At 60.8% G+C, this 18608-nt stretch carries 18 protein-coding genes; 16 read left to right on the top strand and 2 right to left on the bottom strand.

Annotated elements, in window-relative coordinates; genetic code table 11:
• Position 1: 1 nt before the first annotated feature.
• Both VWZ85_RS08225 and VWZ85_RS08220 read right to left on the bottom strand, forming a co-directional pair.
• Positions 2–2095: a 3-hydroxyacyl-CoA dehydrogenase NAD-binding domain-containing protein gene (locus VWZ85_RS08225; RefSeq protein WP_416587768.1), complete on the bottom strand. Its 2094-nt coding sequence runs from the start codon at positions 2093–2095 to the stop codon at positions 2–4.
• Positions 2096–2373: 278 nt separating this feature from the next.
• Complete coding sequence (locus VWZ85_RS08220; RefSeq protein ID WP_416587766.1) at positions 2374–4020, bottom strand: sulfatase-like hydrolase/transferase; 1647 nt, start codon at positions 4018–4020, stop codon at positions 2374–2376.
• Between the two features lie 315 nt (positions 4021–4335).
• On the opposite strand from VWZ85_RS08220, the gene pcaF reads away from it, so the two are divergent.
• The 16 genes from pcaF (at position 4336) to VWZ85_RS08140 (ending at position 18380) form a co-directional block, all read left to right on the top strand.
• Positions 4336–5538 (top strand): 3-oxoadipyl-CoA thiolase, encoded by a 1203-nt coding sequence (gene pcaF, locus VWZ85_RS08215; RefSeq protein ID WP_416545536.1) that lies wholly within the window; start codon positions 4336–4338, stop codon positions 5536–5538.
• Between the two features lie 24 nt (positions 5539–5562).
• Positions 5563–6540, top strand: a complete 978-nt coding sequence (gene paaA, locus VWZ85_RS08210; RefSeq protein ID WP_416587763.1) for a 1,2-phenylacetyl-CoA epoxidase subunit PaaA — start codon at positions 5563–5565, stop codon at positions 6538–6540.
• 63 nt (positions 6541–6603) lie between these two features.
• On the top strand, positions 6604–6888 hold the full coding sequence (gene paaB / locus VWZ85_RS08205; protein WP_008562338.1) for a 1,2-phenylacetyl-CoA epoxidase subunit PaaB: 285 nt from the start codon (positions 6604–6606) through the stop codon (positions 6886–6888).
• Positions 6888–7649: a 1,2-phenylacetyl-CoA epoxidase subunit PaaC gene (gene paaC / locus VWZ85_RS08200; RefSeq protein ID WP_416587761.1), complete on the top strand. Its 762-nt coding sequence runs from the start codon at positions 6888–6890 to the stop codon at positions 7647–7649. Before paaB ends, paaC begins: the two co-directional genes overlap by 1 nt.
• Before the next feature lie 99 nt (positions 7650–7748).
• Positions 7749–8222: a 1,2-phenylacetyl-CoA epoxidase subunit PaaD gene (gene paaD / locus VWZ85_RS08195; protein ID WP_416587759.1), complete on the top strand. Its 474-nt coding sequence runs from the start codon at positions 7749–7751 to the stop codon at positions 8220–8222.
• Positions 8223–8232: 10 nt separating this feature from the next.
• Positions 8233–9306: a 1,2-phenylacetyl-CoA epoxidase subunit PaaE gene (gene paaE, locus VWZ85_RS08190; protein WP_416587756.1), complete on the top strand. Its 1074-nt coding sequence runs from the start codon at positions 8233–8235 to the stop codon at positions 9304–9306.
• 66 nt (positions 9307–9372) lie between these two features.
• Complete coding sequence (locus tag VWZ85_RS08185) at positions 9373–10140, top strand: Phenylacetic acid catabolic protein (protein ID WP_416536467.1); 768 nt, start codon at positions 9373–9375, stop codon at positions 10138–10140.
• Between the two features lie 129 nt (positions 10141–10269).
• Positions 10270–11136, top strand: a complete 867-nt coding sequence (locus VWZ85_RS08180) for a branched-chain amino acid aminotransferase (RefSeq protein ID WP_416536466.1) — start codon at positions 10270–10272, stop codon at positions 11134–11136.
• A gap of 85 nt (positions 11137–11221) precedes the next feature.
• Positions 11222–11677 (top strand): universal stress protein, encoded by a 456-nt coding sequence (locus VWZ85_RS08175; protein ID WP_340544338.1) that lies wholly within the window; start codon positions 11222–11224, stop codon positions 11675–11677.
• Positions 11678–11845: 168 nt separating this feature from the next.
• Positions 11846–12409 (top strand): NifU family protein, encoded by a 564-nt coding sequence (locus VWZ85_RS08170; RefSeq protein ID WP_340544337.1) that lies wholly within the window; start codon positions 11846–11848, stop codon positions 12407–12409.
• Positions 12399–12995 carry a tRNA (adenosine(37)-N6)-threonylcarbamoyltransferase complex dimerization subunit type 1 TsaB gene (gene tsaB / locus VWZ85_RS08165; RefSeq protein ID WP_416536465.1) on the top strand — a complete coding sequence of 199 codons (597 nt, stop codon included), beginning with the start codon at positions 12399–12401 and terminating at the stop codon, positions 12993–12995. Before VWZ85_RS08170 ends, tsaB begins: the two co-directional genes overlap by 11 nt.
• Positions 12996–13049: 54 nt before the next feature.
• Positions 13050–13466 (top strand): GNAT family N-acetyltransferase, encoded by a 417-nt coding sequence (locus VWZ85_RS08160; RefSeq protein WP_340544335.1) that lies wholly within the window; start codon positions 13050–13052, stop codon positions 13464–13466.
• 129 nt (positions 13467–13595) lie between these two features.
• Positions 13596–14591 (top strand): BMP family lipoprotein, encoded by a 996-nt coding sequence (locus tag VWZ85_RS08155; RefSeq protein WP_416587754.1) that lies wholly within the window; start codon positions 13596–13598, stop codon positions 14589–14591.
• A 199-nt stretch (positions 14592–14790) separates the two neighbouring features.
• Positions 14791–16320 (top strand): ABC transporter ATP-binding protein, encoded by a 1530-nt coding sequence (locus tag VWZ85_RS08150; protein ID WP_416587751.1) that lies wholly within the window; start codon positions 14791–14793, stop codon positions 16318–16320.
• Complete coding sequence (locus tag VWZ85_RS08145; RefSeq protein WP_416587748.1) at positions 16321–17415, top strand: ABC transporter permease; 1095 nt, start codon at positions 16321–16323, stop codon at positions 17413–17415. It begins immediately after the preceding gene.
• Entirely contained in the window at positions 17415–18380 is a 966-nt protein-coding gene (locus VWZ85_RS08140) for an ABC transporter permease (RefSeq protein ID WP_340544331.1), read from the top strand. The genes VWZ85_RS08145 and VWZ85_RS08140 overlap by 1 nt, the downstream gene beginning before the upstream one ends.
• Positions 18381–18608: the final 228 nt, after the last annotated feature.

Raw genomic sequence — 18608 nt, 5'->3', positions numbered from 1 at the left:
CTCACCGGGCCTCCTTGTTGAGATCGTCAAAGCTGCGGCCCTCGGCGACAAGCTCTTCCAGCAAAGGCGCCGGCTGCCAGAAAAACGCATCTTCCTTGGCATAGCGTTTGATGTCCTTGAGGATGCTATCCAAACCTTGCAGGTCAGCCCATTTCAGCGGACCGCCCCAAAACCGCGGAAAGCCATAGCCGAACAGCAATACCATATCCACATCCAGCGGACGCCGGGCTATGCCCTCGCCGACAACCTTCGCCGCCTCATTGACCATCGCGCACATGTAGCGCCGCAGGACCTCGTCATTGGCCAAGACCTGCGGCGTCACGCCCTGATCCCGCTGATCGCGTTCGATATACTCGGATACCTGTGGATTTGGGGTCCCGCCGCGCTTGCCCTCTTCGTAGACATAAAAACCCCGGCCGGTCTTCTGCCCGAAATCTCCAGCTTCGCAGAGCATATCGGAAAAATGCACAACCCGCTCACGGAGATCGCGTGTCGGCGCCCGCCGTTTGCGGGCTGCCCAGCCGATATCAAGCCCTGCCAGATCCGCCACCGCAAATGGCCCCATCGCAAATCCGAACCCGGTCATCACCTTGTCAATCTGGTAGGGTGAGGCTCCGTCGAGCACCATGTAATCGGCAGCCTTGCGGTAGCTGTTCATGATCCGGTTGCCGATGAAGCCATCGCAGACACCTGAACGCACAGAGATCTTCTTCAGCCGTTTGCCAAGGGCAATTCCGGTGGCGACCACATCAGGCGCGGTCTGATCTGCAACCACGACCTCAAGCAGTTTCATCACATGCGCCGGGGAGAAGAAGTGCAACCCGATCACATCCGCCGGTCGGCGCGTCGCAGCAGCGATTTCATTGATATCGAGATATGACGTGTTGCTGGCGAGAATTGCGCCGGGTTTGCAATGCGTATCCAGCGCCGAGAAAACGTCGCGTTTGACGTCCATGTCTTCAAACACGGCTTCGACCACCAGATCGACCTGCGACATCGCTGCATAATCCGTCGCCAGCTGCAGCGCCTTGTTCATCATGGTATCAAACTGCGACTGATCGATCTTGCCGCGTTTAAGCGCCCCTTTCAGATTGCCTTCGATCCGTTCATGAGCTGCGACCGTCGCCGCATTATCACGTTCGATCAGTACTACGGGCAGCCCCGACAACAGGGCGGCGGTTGCAATGCCTGCGCCCATCGTGCCACCACCAATCACCCCCATCGAGGCAACGTCGCGCGGGGTCACATCGGCCAGCTCTGGCAGCTTGCTGACCGCGCGCTCCGAAAAGAATGCGTGGATCAGACCCTGTCGCTGATCGCTCTCCATCAGCTTCTTAAACAGTTCTCGCTCCTGGCGCACCCCGTCAAGAAAGCTCTTGGCTTCACATGCAGCCTGAACGGCACGCACCGCGACGGCCGGGGACAGCTGACCGCGGCCCCGGGCGAGCACCCTCTCATAGGCTTCATCGAAATCGATGGGTTCCGGTGCCGACATATCACAGACCGGTCGACGCGGCGCATCCTGGTCCAGCAATTCACGGGTGTAAGCCAGACCGACTTCGCGGGGACTGCCCTCCGCAATACGATCAACGACCCCCTTGTCGAAGGCTTCTGCCGCCGACACATGGCGGCCGGTGGTGATGACCTCCAGCGCGGCCTCGGTTCCGGTGACGCGCGGCAGCCGCTGCGTCCCCCCAGCGCCCGGGATGATGCCGAGATGCACCTCAGGCAAGCCCATCTTGGCGCTTGGCACTGCAATCCGGTAGTGCGACGACAGCGCCACTTCCAACCCACCGCCCAGCGCGGTGCCGTGGAGGGCAGAAACCACGATGAGCTTGGCGGCTTCGATGCGGTTGCACAGGTCAGGCAATCCGGGCTCTTGCATCGGCTTGCCGAACTCGCGGATATCGGCGCCAGCGAAATAGGTTCGCCCCTCGCCGTAGATCAGTACGGCACGTGCGCCTTCTTCCTCGGCGCGCTCAATCCCGGCAAGAAGCCCACGGCGCACGTCAACGCCAAGAGCGTTCACTGGCGGGTTCTGCGCGCCCAGCACTGCAATATCGCCAATACGCTCATAAACAACGGCTTCAGTCATGGATCTTTCCTCTTATTGCGAGCGATGCCGATCAAAACTTCGACAGGCTCCAACCGCGGGAACGCAGCTGCCTTGCGGCAGGCACGGATCAGGACGCAGACGTCACCCCCGCACATTTCGCCATGCGGAACATCATTCCGCAAACTTGATGCCGACCCTAAATCCGGCTTCGTGACCTGACAAGAGATATCATGCCGCGCGTCTGCGCCGCTTGCCAAGCATCACGATTTGCCTGCGGGTCGTGACGGTGCGTCTCGCGGTATTTGGGCGCTAGACGGTCAGCTCTCAGCTTTCGGAACCGGTCGACGATAGGCCTCGGTCAGGGTTGCATCCACCTCCGACGGCTCATAGACGCCTAACAGGATCCCTTTGCGCGCCGATTTCCCTCGGCGCTTGGCAATCTGCTCGTCAGAAAGGGTAATGCGTTGCGACATCCGCAGCCCCCACTCGAGCAGTCGATCGTACATGAGGTCGATCACCTCCTGATGCGCCTTCGTTTTGGCAAGATCCACGAGCTCATCTGGATCCTCCTGCAAATCGAACAGCATGGGCCGAAGCCCGCCCTCAGCGTGCATGAACTTCCAGCGCGCATCCACGATCATGAACAGCCTCGCATCTTTCGGAGCCAGGCCAAGTGTTTCGGACAGGGGGAGCGTCGCATAATCAAACTCGGCCACCGCGTAGTCGCGCCACTCTGGAGTTTCGCCGCGCAACAAGGGCATCAATGAGCGCCCTTCCAGGATATGAGGTGCCGCCGCGCCGCCCGCTGCCTCCAGAAATGTCGGAAGCAGATCAATCGACTCGACCAGTGCATCGCAGGTGGTGCCGCGGGTGGCGTCGGCCTCGGGCCGCGGATCGTAGATGATCAGCGGCACCTTGATCGACGGTTCATGGAAAAGGTTCTTCTCGCCCAGCCAGTGATCGCCGAGGTAGTCGCCATGGTCCGAGGTCACCACGATCATCGTATCCTTCATTCGCCCGGTTGCCTCAAGCCAGGAGAACAGCCGACCCATCTGATCGTCAGCCTGTTTGATCAGCCCCATATAGGCGGGGATCACCTTCTGACGCACTTCCTCACGGGAGAAGGCCTGACCAATCTGATTGTTCATCATACCGGCAAATACCGGATGCGCATTCTCGCGCTCGGCGCTCGAACGAACTGCGGGCAGAACATGCTCAGGACCATACATATCGTGGTAAGGCGCAGGCACAATATATGGCCAATGCGGCTTGATGTAACTCAGATGCGCACACCACGGCTGATCGCCCTCCCTCTCCGCAGTTTCGATAAACCGCATGGCTTCACGGGTGAGCCAGGGCGTCTCACTGTCCTCCTCCGCGATATTGGCGGGCTTGTCTGCGTTGACCATGAACCAGCCAGAGGCGATATCGTCACCATCCACGCCGGCGTTTGCAAAATCGCTCCAGGGGTTGTCGCCGGGGTAGCCCTGCAATTTGAGATACTCATTATAGGGGCTTCGCTTACTGTCATAAAAACCGTCCGGCCCCTCAGCCCACAGCCCGTCGTCACGGACAAATGGGTCAAAACCGCATTCCGTCTGGCGCACACCGATGATGCTGTCAGGGGCAAGACCCAGACGCTCCAGCCCCTCGGCATCGGCAACCATATGCGTCTTGCCAATCAGGTGGCAACTCATCCCGGTCTTGCGCAAGTGGTCACCCATTGTCCATTCGCCCACCCGCAGCGGGTAACCGTTGAACTGCACCCCGTGGCTTGAGGGATAGCGCCCGGTGTAACTCGACATACGGGAAGAACCGCAGGTGGGCGACTGCACATAGGCTCTGGTGAACCGGACCCCGCGCCGTGCCAGCCCATCCAAATGAGGCGTCTGTAGATGTGGATGCCCAGCACAGCTGAGGTAGTCAAACCGCAGCTGGTCAAACATGATATAGAGAATATTCATTCACCCCTCCCCTTTCCGATCACCGCAAAGATCGCAGCGAACAGATACCTCGCGCTTCTCCAATCAGAGCGGACACTCGCAATTAGTCAACATGTAAACTATTTTCGACAGCCACTGCGACGCTGAATGGATCATACGCGCAAAGGCGCAGAGCGACCGAAATATGAAGGATCAGCAAGAGAACCATTAATACGTTACAGAATTCCACCACTTTGTTCGATCTGGTTACATCTCTCTTGCCCAGAATCACTTCTGCGCGTATCACCGACTAAATGGTCGGCTTATCTACTGCCGCCACAGGAGACGCGAACACCCATGGATGCTTTCATCTGCGATGCCACCCGCACCCCGATCGGCCGCTACGGCGGCGCGCTGAGCCAGGTGCGTACCGATGATCTTGCCGCCCTGCCGATTGCCGCGCTTGCCGCGCGCAACCCGGACGTGGACTGGGGCTCCCTCGACGATGTGATCTTTGGCGATGCCAACCAGGCCGGTGAAAGCAACCGCAACGTGGCCCGCATGGCGGCGCTGCTGGCGGGTCTGCCCACCTCTGTGCCCGGCACCACCATCAACCGCCTCTGCGCCTCCGGCATGGATGCGGTCGGCATGGCGTCCCGCGGGATCAAGGCCGGCGACTATGACATGGCCATCGCCGGCGGCGTCGAAAGCATGTCGCGCGCGCCCTTCGTGATGCCCAAGGCCACCTCTGCCTTCACCCGTGCCAATGCGGTCTATGACACCACCATCGGCTGGCGCTTCGTGAACAAGAAGATGCACGAGATGTACGGCACCGACTCGATGCCGCAAACCGCCGATAATGTGGCAGAGGACTACGGCGTCTCCCGCGAGGATCAGGACGCCTTCGCCGCCCGCAGCCAGGCCCGCTGGGCCGCCGCGCATGAGGCCGGGATCTTCCAGGACGAGATCACCCCGGTCTCCATCCCCCAGCGCAAGGGCGATGATCTGGTGGTGGACACCGATGAACACCCCCGCCCCGGCACCTCGGCCGAGAAGCTGGCGGGCCTCAAGGGCGTCAACGGCCCGGACAAGACCGTGACCGCAGGCAATGCCTCCGGCGTCAACGACGGCGCTGCGGCGATCCTGATGGCGAATGAAGCGGCTGCGGCGAAGAACGGCCTGAAACCGATGGCCCGCATCGTCGGCATGGCCGCCGCAGGGGTCGAGCCGCGCATCATGGGCATCGGCCCGGTGCCCGCGACCCGCAAGGTTCTGGCCCGCACCGGCCTGACCATCGAACAGATGGACGTGATCGAGCTGAACGAGGCCTTTGCCTCCCAGGGCCTTGCCACCCTGCGCGAGCTTGGCCTTCCGGACGCAGCACCCCATGTTAATCCCAACGGCGGTGCGATTGCACTGGGCCACCCGCTCGGCATGTCCGGGGCGCGGCTGGTGCTGACCGCTGCCTATCAGCTTCAGCGCACCGGCGGGCGGTATGCGCTCTGCACCATGTGCGTCGGCGTCGGTCAGGGCACCGCCCTGATCCTCGAACGCGTGTAACGAACCCTAGGGGAGGTCCCAGACATGTATGCTCAGATGATCAAATCCGAAGCGACCCAGGACGATCCGGAAAAGCTGGCGGCCTTCCAGGCGCGCATCGACGCGGGCGAGAAGATCGAGCCCAAGGACTGGATGCCAGAAGGCTACCGCAAAACGCTGATCCGCCAGATCGGGCAGCACGCCCATTCCGAAATCGTCGGCCAGCTGCCCGAGGGCAACTGGATCACCCGCGCGCCGACGCTAGAGCGCAAGGCGATCCTCCTCGCCAAGGTGCAGGATGAGGCAGGCCACGGTCTCTACCTCTACTGCGCGGCGGAAACCCTGGGTGCCTCCCGCGACGAGATCACCGAAATGTTGCTGGACGGCCGCATGAAGTATTCGTCGATCTTCAACTACCCGACGCTGAACTGGGCCGACATCGGCGCGGTCGGCTGGCTGGTGGATGGCGCGGCGATCATGAACCAGGTGCCGCTGCAGCGGACCTCCTTTGGCCCCTACTCCCGCGCGATGATCCGCATCTGCAAGGAAGAAAGCTTCCACCAGCGCCAGGGCTATGACGCCATCCGCAAGATGGCGGAAGGAACCCCGGAGCAGAAGAAAATGGCCCAGGACGCGCTGAACCGCCTCTGGTACCCGTCGCTGATGATGTTCGGGCCCTCCGACAAGGACTCGGTCCATTCCGCCCAGTCGATGGCCTGGAAGATCAAGATGAACACCAACGACGAACTGCGCCAGAAGTTTGTCGACCAGACCGTGCCGCAAGCCGAATACCTGGGCCTGACGATCCCCGACCCCGACCTGAAATGGAACGAGGAACGCGGCCACTACGACTACACCGACCCGGACTGGAGTGAGTTCTTTGACGTGATCCAGGGCAATGGCCCCTGCAACGTTGACCGCCTCGCCGCCCGCAACAAGGCCTGGGACAACGGCGCCTGGGTCCGCGACGGCCTCCTTGCCCACGCCAAGAAGAAAGCCGCGCGCCAGCACGCCGCCGAATAACCCCAAGCATTCCGGCGCTCCGCCCTGACGCACAGCGCCCCCTCAGCCAGGAGGATTTGAGACATGAAAAACGAATGGCCCCTCTGGGAAATCTTCATCCGCGGCCAGCACGGCATGAGCCACCGCCACGTCGGCTCCCTGCATGCCCCCGACGCCGAAATGGCGATCAAGAACGCCCGCGACGTCTACACCCGCCGCAACGAAGGCGTGTCGATCTGGGTTGTGGAAGCCAACCACATTTCCGCTTCCTCGCCCAGCGACAAGGGCCCGCTTTATGAGCCGTCGGAAAGCAAGGTCTACCGCCACCCGACCTTCTTTGACATCCCCGAAGAAGTGGGGGCGATGTAATGGCCCGCGAAGACGCATTTTTCCAGTTCCTGCTGCGGATGGGGGACAACACCCTGATCCTCGGCCACCGGGTCAGCGAATGGTGCGGCCACGCGCCGGTGCTGGAAGAGGACATCGCGCTGGCCAACACTGCGCTGGACATGATCGGCCAGACCCAGATGTGGCTCGGCCTTGCCGCCGAAGTTGAAGGCGACGGCAAATCCGCCGACGATCTCGCCTTCCTGCGCGACGCCTGGGATTTCCGCAACGTGCTCTTGTGCGAGGTGCCGAACGGCGACTTCGGCCGCACCCTGATGCGCCAGTTCCTGTTCGACGCCTGGCATTCGATCCAGCTGGGCCGGCTGATGAAATCCTCGGACGAGCGGGTTGCCGCGATTGCCGAGAAGGCCTCGAAAGAGGTGGCCTATCACTTGGAACGCTCTGCCGACACGGTGGTGGGCCTGGGCGACGGCACCGGGGAAAGCCACCGCCGGATGCAGGAGGCGCTGGATTACCTGTGGCCCTATGTGGGCGAGATGTTCCAGTCCGACGATGTGGACGCCGAAATGGTGAAGGCTGGCATCGCCCCCGATCCGGCGGCCCTGCGCGAAGAATACGACGCGCTGATCTCCCGCATCCTGGGTGATGCGACGCTGACCATTCCCGAAAGCCGCTTCGCCCACAAAGGCGGGCGCACCGGTGCGATGCACACAGAGCATCTGGGCCAACTGCTGACCCAGATGCAATGGCTGCAGCGCGCCTATCCCGGCGCCAAGTGGTAAGGCCTCGGCCAAGGAACTGAGGGCATCCCCGGCGTCAAACGGGGGTGAGGCCCGCTTCCGCTGGGAAGTCCGGGCGGAACAGCCAATGAGGGTAACCGCATGAGCCAAGTGACAACTCAGCCAAGCATCACCCAAGTCTGGGACTGGCTCGACGCCGTGCCGGACCCGGAGATCCCGGTGATCTCGCTGGTGGACCTGGGCATCATCCGCGATGTGGCCTGGGAAGGGGAGACTTTGGTGGTCACCGTAACCCCGACCTACTCAGGCTGCCCGGCCACAGCGGTGATCGCCATGGATATTGAGACCGCCCTGCGCGGCCGCGGCATCACTGATCTGCGGCTCAAAACGCAGATTTCGCCGGCCTGGACCACGGATTGGCTGTCGGAAAAAGGCCGCACCAAGCTGGAGGCTTACGGCATCGCCCCGCCCCAGCCCGCTGGCGGCCCCGAGAAATGCCCGCACTGCGGGAGCAAACATGTCACCAAGGTCAGCCAGTTCGGCTCGACCCCCTGCAAGGCCCACTGGCGATGCCAGGACTGCCTCGAACCCTTTGATTATTTCAAGTGCATCTGAGGAGACCCTGATGGCGCGCTTTCACGACCTTGAAGTCACCGACGTCCGCAAGACCATCCGCGATGCGGTGGTTGTCACCCTGAAGCCCGCGGGTGGCGCGGCTGAGGAATTCGATTTCACCCAAGGCCAGTACCTGACCTTCCGCCGCGACTTCGACGGCGAGGAACTGCGCCGCAGCTACTCGATCTGCGCCGGCAAGGACGAAGGCATCCTGCAGATCGGCATCAAGCGCGTCGACGGCGGCGCCTTTTCGACCTGGGCTAACACCGAGCTGAAGGCGGGTGATACCCTGCAGGCGATGGCGCCGATGGGGACCTTCTTCACCCCGCTCGACGGGACGGCGCAAAAGCACTACCTGGGCTTTGCCGGCGGTTCAGGCATCACGCCCGTGCTGTCGATCCTCAAGACAACGCTTGAGGCCGAACCCCAATCCTCCTTCACGCTGGTCTACGCCAACAAGGGCGTGAACACGATCATGTTCCGCGAGGAACTGGAGGATCTGAAAAACCTCTACATGGGCCGCTTCAATGTGATCCATGTACTGGAATCCGACGCTCAGGAAATCGACTTGTTCACCGGTCTGGTGACTGAGGAGAAATGCGCCCAGCTGTTCGAGCACTGGATCGACATCCAGTCGGTCGACACCGCCTTTATCTGCGGCCCGGAGCCGATGATGCTGGGTATTGCCAGTGCCCTGCGCACCGCCGGTCTAGGCGATAGCCAGATCAAGTTCGAACTGTTCGCATCTGCTCAGCCGGGCCGCGCCAAGCGCAAGGCCACCGCAACGGATGCGGCCAGCAGCGCCAACCAGACCAAGGCCGCGATTACGCTGGACGGCGCCACCCAGACCATCGAAATGGGCAAGGACATGACCCTGCTGGACGCGGCGCTGGAGAACGCCATGGACGCGCCCTATGCCTGCAAGGCAGGTGTATGCTCCACCTGCCGCTGCAAGGTGCTGGAGGGCGAGGTCGAAATGGTCGCCAACCACGCGCTGGAGGATTACGAGGTCGAAAAAGGCTATGTGCTGTCCTGTCAGGCCTATCCGCTGAGTGATCAGGTGGTGGTGGACTACGATCAATAGCCCACTAGGTTAGAGCCCGAGCGATCAGGACGAAACACACAGCAACAGACTCAAGAGGACAATCGCATGAGTGACGAGATGAGCATTGAGAGCTATCTGGCGGCCGGTGGCGTCCTCAGCAATCCTTCCAACGTACCGCCACGCTATCGCGCTGAGCTGATGACCATCATGGCCAGTTTCGTGGATAGCGCGCTGGCGGGAGCGGCGGGGTTTGTCGATATCATAAACGAAGGCCCGGGGATCAAATCGCGCATGGCTGCCGCCCGGATCGTATTGGAAAAAACCGCCAATGCAGACCGGGTCTTGCAGGTCATGGGCGATTTCGGGGCCGACACGGAGCGCTATGTCGACCACCACCCCTGGACAGCCCGACTGGACCGCGAGGCTGGACTGGATCAGGCCAGATCCAAACATGACCGGCGCCTTGCTGTGTTCAATTACCCGCTCGAAGGCTGGGCCGATGCAGTGGTGATGAACCTTTTGATGGGACGCGCCGTTGCCGTGCAATTGGCAGAACTGTCCATGATCTCCTACCAGCCCTTGGCCGAGGCCTTCCGCGCCATTCAACCGATTGAGGCGCATCACGCGCGGCTTGCCCATGAAGGCCTGTCGCGTCTCGTCCAGGAAGGCGACATCGGCATGTTGCAGGAGTCCATCGGTTACTGGTGGCCGCGTGTCGCCATCAGCTTTGGGGTCGATGACTCCGACAAATTCGAAGCCCTTCGCACACTGGGGTTGCGCCATCGCAGCAACGCAGAGCTGCGCGCACGGTGGCAAAGCGAGATGCGTGGCGTGTTGCGAGAGCTGGGGCTGGAAGCCCCAGAACCGGCCTGAAGCGGCGGCATCAAGGCACCGCCCGACACCCACCCATATGGCGGAAGAACCCACCGGAAAAGGTCTGGACGACTGACCCATTGCGTCCTAGGGTCAGCCTGTTCCAGCACCCCAAAAACGAGGCCCGACATGGCGATCAGCAAGACCATTCGCACCTATTTCAACGGCAGCTGGCATGAGGGCGATGTGGCAATCATGAAGGCCGCTGACCATGCGGCCTGGCTTGGATCGTCGGTTTTCGACGGTGCGCGGCTGTTCGATGGTGTCACGCCCGACCTTGATCTGCACTGCGCCAGAGCCAACGCATCGGCCCACGCGCTGATGATGGCTCCAACCGTCAGCGTCGACGATATGGTCGCCATCGCCAAAGAGGGTCTCGCTCTCTTTGCACCAGATGCCGCGGTCTACATCCGCCCTATGTACTGGGCGACCGAGGGCGATTCCACGATGATCGCGCCGGAACCCGCAAGCACCCAGTTTGCTCTTTGTCTGGAAGAAATCCCTATGGCTGCCCCGACAGCTGTAGCGACTCTGACACGCACCTCCTTCCGCCGGCCCGTGCTGGAGAGTTCTGTGGTCAATGCAAAGGCCGGTTGCCTCTATCCGAACAACGCCCGCATGCTGCGTGAAGCGCGCGCAAAAGGATTCAGCAACGCGCTCGCCCTCGATGCCATGGGGAATGTCGCTGAGACCGCCACGGCCAATATTTTCATGGTGCGTGACGGAGAGGTCTTTACTCCGATTGCAAATGGCACCTTCCTTGCAGGGATCACCCGTGCCCGTCACATCGCAAACCTGCGCTCAGATGGTGTCACCGTTCATGAAACGGTGCTTGGCTATAAAGACTTTGAAGACGCCGACGAAGTTTTCATGTCCGGCAATATGAGCAAGGTCACGCCAGTTGCCGCCTTTGACGATCGGCAATACCAGATCGGACCAATCGCCAAGCGCACACGGGATCTCTATTGGGATTGGGCAACAAGCAGCCGTGGATAGCTGCGTGCGACTAGCCTTTGTGCTCATCTATTGCGCCGGGGGATGGCTTGCGCCATGATCCAGACGGAACAACCAGAGGATCAATATGCGCAAATTTCTTGTGGTATTGGATGACAGCCGCGAATGCCTGAACGCCATGCGGTTCGCCGCCATGCGTGCCGCCAAGACTGGCGGCGGAGTTGAAATCCTTTCGGTGATTCCACCCGACGAATTCAATCATTGGATTGGCGTCGGCGAAGTGATGCGCGAAGAGGCCCGCGAACGCATACACGCCCATTTTGAAGTATTCGCGAAGTGGATGCGCGACCGGCAAGGTATCGAACCCAAACTCGTGATCCGCGAAGGCGAAGCGGTGCCAGAGATTATCGCCCAGATCGAATCTGATCCCGAAATCGGCGTATTGGTACTGGGCGCCGGTGACGACCGCAAAGGCCCTGGTCCCCTCGTCACCCAGTTAAGTCGCTCATCCGGCAGCCTGCCGGTGCCGATCACAATCGTACCCGGCGATCTGTCTAAAGAAAAACTGGAAGCGATCACCTGATCGCTGCCAAGCTGACCGATCTGCGGGTTGCACGAACTCGCCGCGAGTGGATCCGAAGCGAAAGGCCCCAGCGCGCGCCACAAGGTTCCGCAACTTTAGAACCGTTCCAAATCTTGACTTAAGCCGACCGGAGGCGCATATCTCTGCCACGCTTTAAGGAGGCCCGACATGTTCATTCAGACAGAATCCACGCCCAACCCGGCGACGCTGAAATTCCTGCCGGGCCAGACCGTACTGGAAATGGGCACAGCTGATTTTCCCAGCGCAGAGGCCGCAGGCTCATCGCCTTTGGCGCAGCGCATTTTTGCTGTTGCAGGCGTGACTGGCGTGTTCTTCGGCAACGATTTCGTAACCGTGACCAAGGCAGAGACGGTTGAATGGGACCACATCAAACCGGCGATCCTCGGCGCGGTGATGGAACATTTCCAGTCAGGTCAGCCGGTGATTTCCGAAGGTGGCGAACAGACCTCTGGCCATGCGGAACACACCGGTGAGGATGGCGAAATCGTCAACCAGATCAAAGAGCTTCTGGACAGCCGCGTGCGCCCTGCTGTGGCTCAGGATGGCGGCGATATCACCTTCCACGGCTTTGACCGTGGAGTGGTCTACCTGCATATGCAGGGCGCCTGCGCAGGCTGCCCTTCGTCGACACTGACGCTGAAGATGGGCATCGAAAACCTGCTGCGCCACTACATCCCCGAAGTGACCGAGGTTCGCCCCGTTGCCGTCTGACGCTCTCGTCCTTGGCTTTGATACATCGGCCGCGCATTGCGCGGCCGCTTTGTTGCGTGGGGACACGGTGCTGGCCTCCCGATTGGAGGAGATGACTCGCGGCCAGGCCGAACGATTGATGCCGTTGCTGGACGAGGTGCTCGCCGAAGGTGGCGCAGCTTGGGCGGATCTTGATGCCATTGGTGTCGGTATCGGACCCGGAAACTTCACAGGCATTCGCATCGCCGTGTCCGCTGCACGCGGTTTGGCGCTGGGGCTGGATATTCCGGCAGTCGGTGTAAACGGATTTGACGCACGCCATCACCCCGGCACTCTCGCTGCGGTGCCCGCACCTCGCGATCATGTCTATGCACTGCCTCCCGGAGGCGAGCCCCGGCTGATGCCACTTGTTGAAGCGCAGGCGGTTGCCGCCGCGCATGATCTAGAGTTGCTGGCCGAGGCAACTCCGCCGAATATCGCCGAAGCCATCGCCCGCAACGCCGCCGACCGTTACCAAACAGAAGCAGTTGCCCCTGCCCCGCTGTACCTGCGGGCTGCTGATGCCGCGCCGGCAAGAGACGCCCCACCAACGCTGATTGATGGCTGATACCTTCGGTCGACCATGCTACGAAACTGTCCCTCAAATCTGACACCACAGGACATGGCCCACACCCATCGGGCTGCCTTTGTGCAGGGGCGCCCGTGGTCTTCGGATGAATTTTCTGCCCTGCTCGACAGCCCGTTCAGCTATGCTGTCGGCGATACACGATGCTTTGCCTTGGGACGCGTTGTCGCTGGAGAGGCCGAACTGCTGACCATAGCGACCCACCCTGACTACCGGCGTCAAGGGTTTGCGCGTATGGTCTTGGACAGCTGGCAGGAAGCCGCGCTGGCCAGAGATGCAACCGATGGCTTTCTGGAAGTTGCCGCAGACAACCGATCGGCGCGTGCCCTGTATCACTCCTATGGATTCGCCGAAACCGGGCGGCGGGTCGGCTACTACCCGCGCGAAGGCGCGTCTTCAGTGGACGCAGTGCTCATGTGCGTCAGTTTACGCAAGGCCGAAACCGCAGAATAACACCAAAAGGTCAAAAAACGGTTGACCCTTTCCGCAGGCTACGGCCTAAATTGTCGCACCTTTTTAAAAACACATGGGTTGGGGCGGTCAAACTGGCCGCAACAAGAACAACAAATTGGGAGTACCCCTATGACCCTGATGAAATCCCTGATGAGCGCCGCGGCGGCCGTGGCGCTGACAGCGGGTGCCGCATTGGCAGAGCCTGCACTGATCTTTGATCTGGGCGGCAAGTTCGACAAATCGTTCAACGAAGCCGCCTTCACCGGCGCGCAGCGTTGGGCTGAGGAAACCGGCGAAAGCTTCCGCGAAATCGAACTGCAATCCGAAGCTCAGCGTGAGCAGGCCCTGCGTCGCTTTGCCGAAGCGGGCGCGAACCCGATCGTCATGGCCGGTTTTGCTTTTGCCGACGCTCTGGGCCAGGTTGCAGCCGACTACCCCGACACCAAATTCGTGATCATCGACATGGTTGTTGATGCGCCGAATGTGCGTTCTGTCGTCTTCAACGAACATGAAGGCTCCTACCTTGTCGGTATGCTGGCGGCCAAAGCGTCCAAATCGGGAACAGTGGGCTTCATCGGCGGTATGGATATCCCGCTGATCCGCAAATTTGCCTGCGGCTACGCCGAGGGCGTGAAGGCCGCAAACCCGGACGCAACTGTGATCGCCAATATGACCGGCACCACCCCTGCGGCCTGGAATGACCCGGTCAAGGGCTCCGAACTGACGAAGGCGCAGATCAGCCAGGGCGCTGATGTTGTCTATGCAGCTGCGGGCGGCACTGGTGTTGGCGTACTGCAGACCGCCGCCGACGAAGGCATCCTGTCAATCGGTGTGGACAGCAACCAGAACCACCTGCACCCGGGCAAAGTTCTGACGTCCATGATGAAGCGCGTCGACAACGCTGTGTTCGAAGCCTTCACCGACGGTCCTGACCTGGAAACCGGCTTCTCCGTCATGGGCCTGTCGAACGGCGGCGTCGGCTTTGCGGTTGACGATAACAACGCATCGCTGATCACGGAAGAGATGCAGGCTGCCGCTGATGAAGCCGCAGCCAAGATCGCAACCGGCGAAATCACCGTGCATGACTACATGTCGGATGACAGCTGCCCGGCTCTGTCCTTCTAAGTACTGAACTGCCCCCCGGCCCACCGTGATCCTCTTGATGATTATGGTGGTGACCGGGGGTTTCATATTGCCCGGAGGCTGCGCCTTTGCCGCCTCCGGGTTTGGTTTTTCCTAGGTTGGCCAAATTGCACATGTTAACCGCCGCTCGCTTCGGCGTGAATCTGTGCCAACCGATCCAGGATGAATAAGGGGAGCCCGAATGACGGCACCAGCAATTGAACTAAAAGGCATCTCCAAGGCCTTTGGCCCCGTTCAGGCCAATAAGGATATCTCAATCCGTGTTTCCCCCGGCACGATCCATGGGATCATCGGCGAGAATGGCGCAGGCAAATCAACGCTGATGAGTATCCTGTACGGTTTTTACAAAGCCGATAAGGGTGAGGTCTGGATTCACGGGAAACGTACCGAGATTCCCGACAGCCAGGCGGCGATCTCGGCAGGGATCGGCATGGTGTTCCAGCACTTCAAGCTGGTTGAGAATTTCACGGTACTGGAGAACATCATCCTCGGCGCCGAGGATGGCAAACTGTTGAAGCCCTCTCTCAGCAAGGCCCGAAATTCGCTGAAAGACCTGGCAGCAGAATATGAGCTGAACGTTGATCCCGATGCCCGTATCGACGAAATCGGTGTCGGCATGCAGCAGCGTGTCGAGATCCTGAAGGCGCTATACCGCCAGGCCGACATTCTGATTCTGGACGAGCCGACAGGGGTTCTGACCCCCGCAGAGGCCGACCAGCTGTTCCGCATTCTGGACAGGCTGCGTGCCGAGGGCAAAACCATCATCCTGATCACTCACAAACTGCGCGAAATCATGGAGTATACCGATACGGTGTCGGTGATGCGCCGCGGCCAGATGACCGCGACCGTGAAAACCGCTGAAACCAGCCCCGAACATCTGGCCGAACTGATGGTGGGACGCAAGGTGCTGCTGCGGGTGGACAAGGTTCCCGCCACTCCCGGCAAGCCGATCCTTGAGATCGAGAACCTCAGTGTTGTCGATGAGGCGGGCGTTGCGCGGGTGAAGAATATCGACCTGACCGTGCGTGCGGGAGAGATCCTTGGCATCGCCGGGGTGGCCGGCAACGGTCAATCCGAACTGATGGAGGTGCTCGGCGGCATGCGCGAAGGTCAGGGCACCATTCGTCTCAATGGATCGACGCTGCCCCTGTCAGGTGCCGGATCCGATGCCCGCGCCCGTCGCGCAGCACATGTGGCCCACGTTCCCGAAGACCGTCAGCGCGAAGGTCTGATCATGGACTTCCACGCTTGGGAAAACGTGGCGTTCGGCTATCATCACGCGCCCGAATACCAACGCGGCCTGTTAATGAACAATGCTGCGCTGCGCGCCGATACCGAGGCCAAGATGGCCAAGTTTGACGTACGCCCCCCGGACCCCTGGCTTGCGGCCAAGAATTTCTCCGGCGGCAATCAGCAGAAAATCGTTGTTGCCCGCGAAATCGAGCGCAACCCTGACCTGTTGCTGATTGGGCAGCCGACACGGGGCGTCGATATCGGCGCCATTGAGTTTATTCACAAGCAAATCGTCGAATTGCGCGATCAGGGCAAGGCGATCCTGCTGGTCTCGGTTGAACTGGAGGAAATCCTGTCACTCGCCGACCGTGTTGCAGTGATGTTTGACGGAATGATCATGGGCGAGCGCCCGGCCGATCAGACCGATGAGAAAGAGCTGGGCCTGTTGATGGCCGGTGTCGCGGGGGAGGCCGCGTAAATGGATAAAATGCCTAAATGGGCCGATGTCGTACTGATCCCGCTGATCAGCCTCGTATTGGCCGCTATTCTGTCTGCCTTGGTGATTCTTGGCATTGGCGAAGACCCGATTGCCGCCGTGAAGCTGATGGTTTCGGGCGCGCTTGGATCCACTTATGGCTGGGGCTATACGCTCTATTATGCCACCAACTTCCTGTTCACGGGTCTGGCCGTTTCCGTGGCCTTCCACGCCCGGCTTTTCAACATCGGTGGTGAAGGTCAGGCGATGCTCGGTGGTTTGGGTGTGGCCCTCGTATGCCTTTATGTTCCCTGGCCGCATTGGTCGCTGGCACTGATCTTTGCCAGCCTGGGTGCTGCCCTTTTTGGTGCGGCCTGGGCCGCGATCCCCGCCTATCTTCAGGCGAAGCGCGGCAGCCATATCGTGATCACCACAATCATGTTCAACTTTATTGCGGCGGCCGTTCTGAACTACGTGCTGGTCAATCTCCTGCGTCCAGAAGGCTCGATGGACCCGGCGACAGCCCGTTTTGCCGAAGCTGTCCACCTGCCGTCCTTGCATGAGCTCCTCGCACCTATCGGGATCGAGTTTTCCAAGGCGGCACCTGCCAATGTGAGCTTCCTCGTCGCGCTTGCTGCTTGCGTTGCGGTCTGGTTGCTGATCTGGCGTACCAAACTGGGCTACGAGATCCGGGCCTATGGCAACTCCGAATATGGCGCACTTTACGCCGGAATCTCGCCGGTCAAGATCACCATGATTGCGATGCTGATCTCTGGCGGTCTGGCGGGCATGATGGCCACCAACAATGTGATGGGCGAGGCCGAGCGCCTGGTATTGAACTCAACCGAGGGCGCCGGTTTCATCGGCATCGCCGTGGCACTCATGGGGCGCAGCCATCCCTTTGGCGTGTTTCTGGCCGCGATCCTGTTCGGGTTCCTCTATCAGGGCGGCGCGGAGCTGGCCCTATGGACCAGCATCCCGCGGGAACTGATCGTCGTCATTCAGGCACTGGTGATCCTATTCACAGGCGCGCTGGACAATATGGTACGAGGACCGCTTGAACGGATCTTCCTTGCTCTGCGCCGGGGGAAAGCGTGATGGATTTTCTGACTCTGATCCAGGTGCTCGACAGCACCGTTCGCCTCGCAACACCGCTGCTGCTGGCCTGTCTGGCTGGACTGTTTTCCGAACGGGCGGGGATCTTCGATATCGGCCTTGAAGGCAAAATGCTGATGGCCGCTTTCTTCTCGGCGGCGGTGGCTGCGACCACTGGCAATGTCTGGCTCGGCCTCCTGGCCGGTATCGCATCATCGCTGGTTCTCAGTGGCCTGCACGGGCTCGCCTCGATCACCTTCCGTGGCAACCAGCTGATCTCCGGTGTGGCGATCAACTTCCTGGCCGCAGGCATGACCGTACTGATCGCGCAGGACTGGTTCCAGCAGGGCGGGCGCACACCCTCGCTGTTCTCGGGCGGCCGGTTTGAGCCTCTCAGCCTGCCGTTTGCAGATGCGCTGGCGGATGTCCCTGTGTTAGGCCCGATCTATAGCGAGCTGCTTTCCGGTCACTCCGTGCTGGTCTACCTGGCGTTCCTCGCGGTGCCTGCTACCGCCTGGATCCTCTTTGGTACGCGCTTTGGCCTGCGCCTGCGCGCGGTCGGGGAAAACCCCGCAGCTGTCGATACCGCCGGCGTGTCCGTTGTCGGTCTGCGCTATGCAGCGGTAATGATCTGTGGCCTGCTCTGCGGCATTGCCGGTGCCTATCTTGCAACAGCGCTACAGGCCGGGTTCGTAAAGGACATGACAGCCGGTCGCGGCTTTATCGCCCTGGCAGCGCTGATTTTCGCGAAATGGCGCCCCTGGCACGCGCTTGGTGCCTGCCTTCTGTTCGGCCTGCTTCAAGCGGTGGCCCTGCGTTTTCAGAACATCGAAATCGGCAACTTTGTGATTCCGGTGCAGATGATGGACGCGCTGCCCTACATCCTGACCGTGGTGATCCTGGCAGGCTTCGTCGGCAAGGCGGTTCCGCCCAAAGCCGGTGGAGAGCCCTACGTCAAGGAGCGCTGATAGAGCCATCAATTTGGTACAGCCCGCAGGGGCTGTACCAAAGGCATCTGCAAGCGCCCGGCTCCGGCCGGGCGTTTGCCGTTTTGACACAGCCAGAGTCAGACTTTTCGGAAACCAGTTCTCCCCATCCGAGTTCCGGCCAACTTTCATAGGTCCAGTTTTTGCCCTAGCGTCAGTCCTGTTTTCTGCGGAGCGGCATCGGCAGTTGATTTTAGCCAATTGCTGCGC

This window comes from Phaeobacter sp. JH20_29 (assembly GCF_048056175.1).
GTDB classification, from domain to species: Bacteria; Pseudomonadota; Alphaproteobacteria; order Rhodobacterales; family Rhodobacteraceae; genus Phaeobacter; species Phaeobacter bryozoorum.
The sequence above is the reverse complement of the archived record's forward strand: the minus strand, read 5'-3'. Positions and strand labels throughout refer to the sequence as shown.

Bases quoted from the DNA above. Each gene is read 5' to 3' on its own strand.
- VWZ85_RS08140 (WP_340544331.1), top strand. From the start codon at position 17,415: ATGGATTTTCTGACTCTGATCCAGGTGCTCGACAGCACCGTTCGCCTC.
- VWZ85_RS08170 (WP_340544337.1), top strand. From the start codon at position 11,846: ATGTTCATTCAGACAGAATCCACGCCCAACCCGGCGACGCTGAAATTC.
- VWZ85_RS08155 (WP_416587754.1), top strand. From the start codon at position 13,596: ATGACCCTGATGAAATCCCTGATGAGCGCCGCGGCGGCCGTGGCGCTG.
- paaA (WP_416587763.1), top strand. From the start codon at position 5,563: ATGTATGCTCAGATGATCAAATCCGAAGCGACCCAGGACGATCCGGAA.
- VWZ85_RS08145 (WP_416587748.1), top strand. From the start codon at position 16,321: ATGGATAAAATGCCTAAATGGGCCGATGTCGTACTGATCCCGCTGATC.
- VWZ85_RS08225 (WP_416587768.1), bottom strand. From the start codon at position 2,095: ATGACTGAAGCCGTTGTTTATGAGCGTATTGGCGATATTGCAGTGCTG.
- VWZ85_RS08185 (WP_416536467.1), top strand. From the start codon at position 9,373: ATGAGTGACGAGATGAGCATTGAGAGCTATCTGGCGGCCGGTGGCGTC.
- VWZ85_RS08180 (WP_416536466.1), top strand. From the start codon at position 10,270: ATGGCGATCAGCAAGACCATTCGCACCTATTTCAACGGCAGCTGGCAT.
- VWZ85_RS08220 (WP_416587766.1), bottom strand. From the start codon at position 4,020: ATGAATATTCTCTATATCATGTTTGACCAGCTGCGGTTTGACTACCTC.
- VWZ85_RS08160 (WP_340544335.1), top strand. From the start codon at position 13,050: ATGGCCCACACCCATCGGGCTGCCTTTGTGCAGGGGCGCCCGTGGTCT.
- VWZ85_RS08175 (WP_340544338.1), top strand. From the start codon at position 11,222: ATGCGCAAATTTCTTGTGGTATTGGATGACAGCCGCGAATGCCTGAAC.
- pcaF (WP_416545536.1), top strand. From the start codon at position 4,336: ATGGATGCTTTCATCTGCGATGCCACCCGCACCCCGATCGGCCGCTAC.
- paaB (WP_008562338.1), top strand. From the start codon at position 6,604: ATGAAAAACGAATGGCCCCTCTGGGAAATCTTCATCCGCGGCCAGCAC.
- paaD (WP_416587759.1), top strand. From the start codon at position 7,749: ATGAGCCAAGTGACAACTCAGCCAAGCATCACCCAAGTCTGGGACTGG.
- VWZ85_RS08150 (WP_416587751.1), top strand. From the start codon at position 14,791: ATGACGGCACCAGCAATTGAACTAAAAGGCATCTCCAAGGCCTTTGGC.
- paaE (WP_416587756.1), top strand. From the start codon at position 8,233: ATGGCGCGCTTTCACGACCTTGAAGTCACCGACGTCCGCAAGACCATC.
- paaC (WP_416587761.1), top strand. From the start codon at position 6,888: ATGGCCCGCGAAGACGCATTTTTCCAGTTCCTGCTGCGGATGGGGGAC.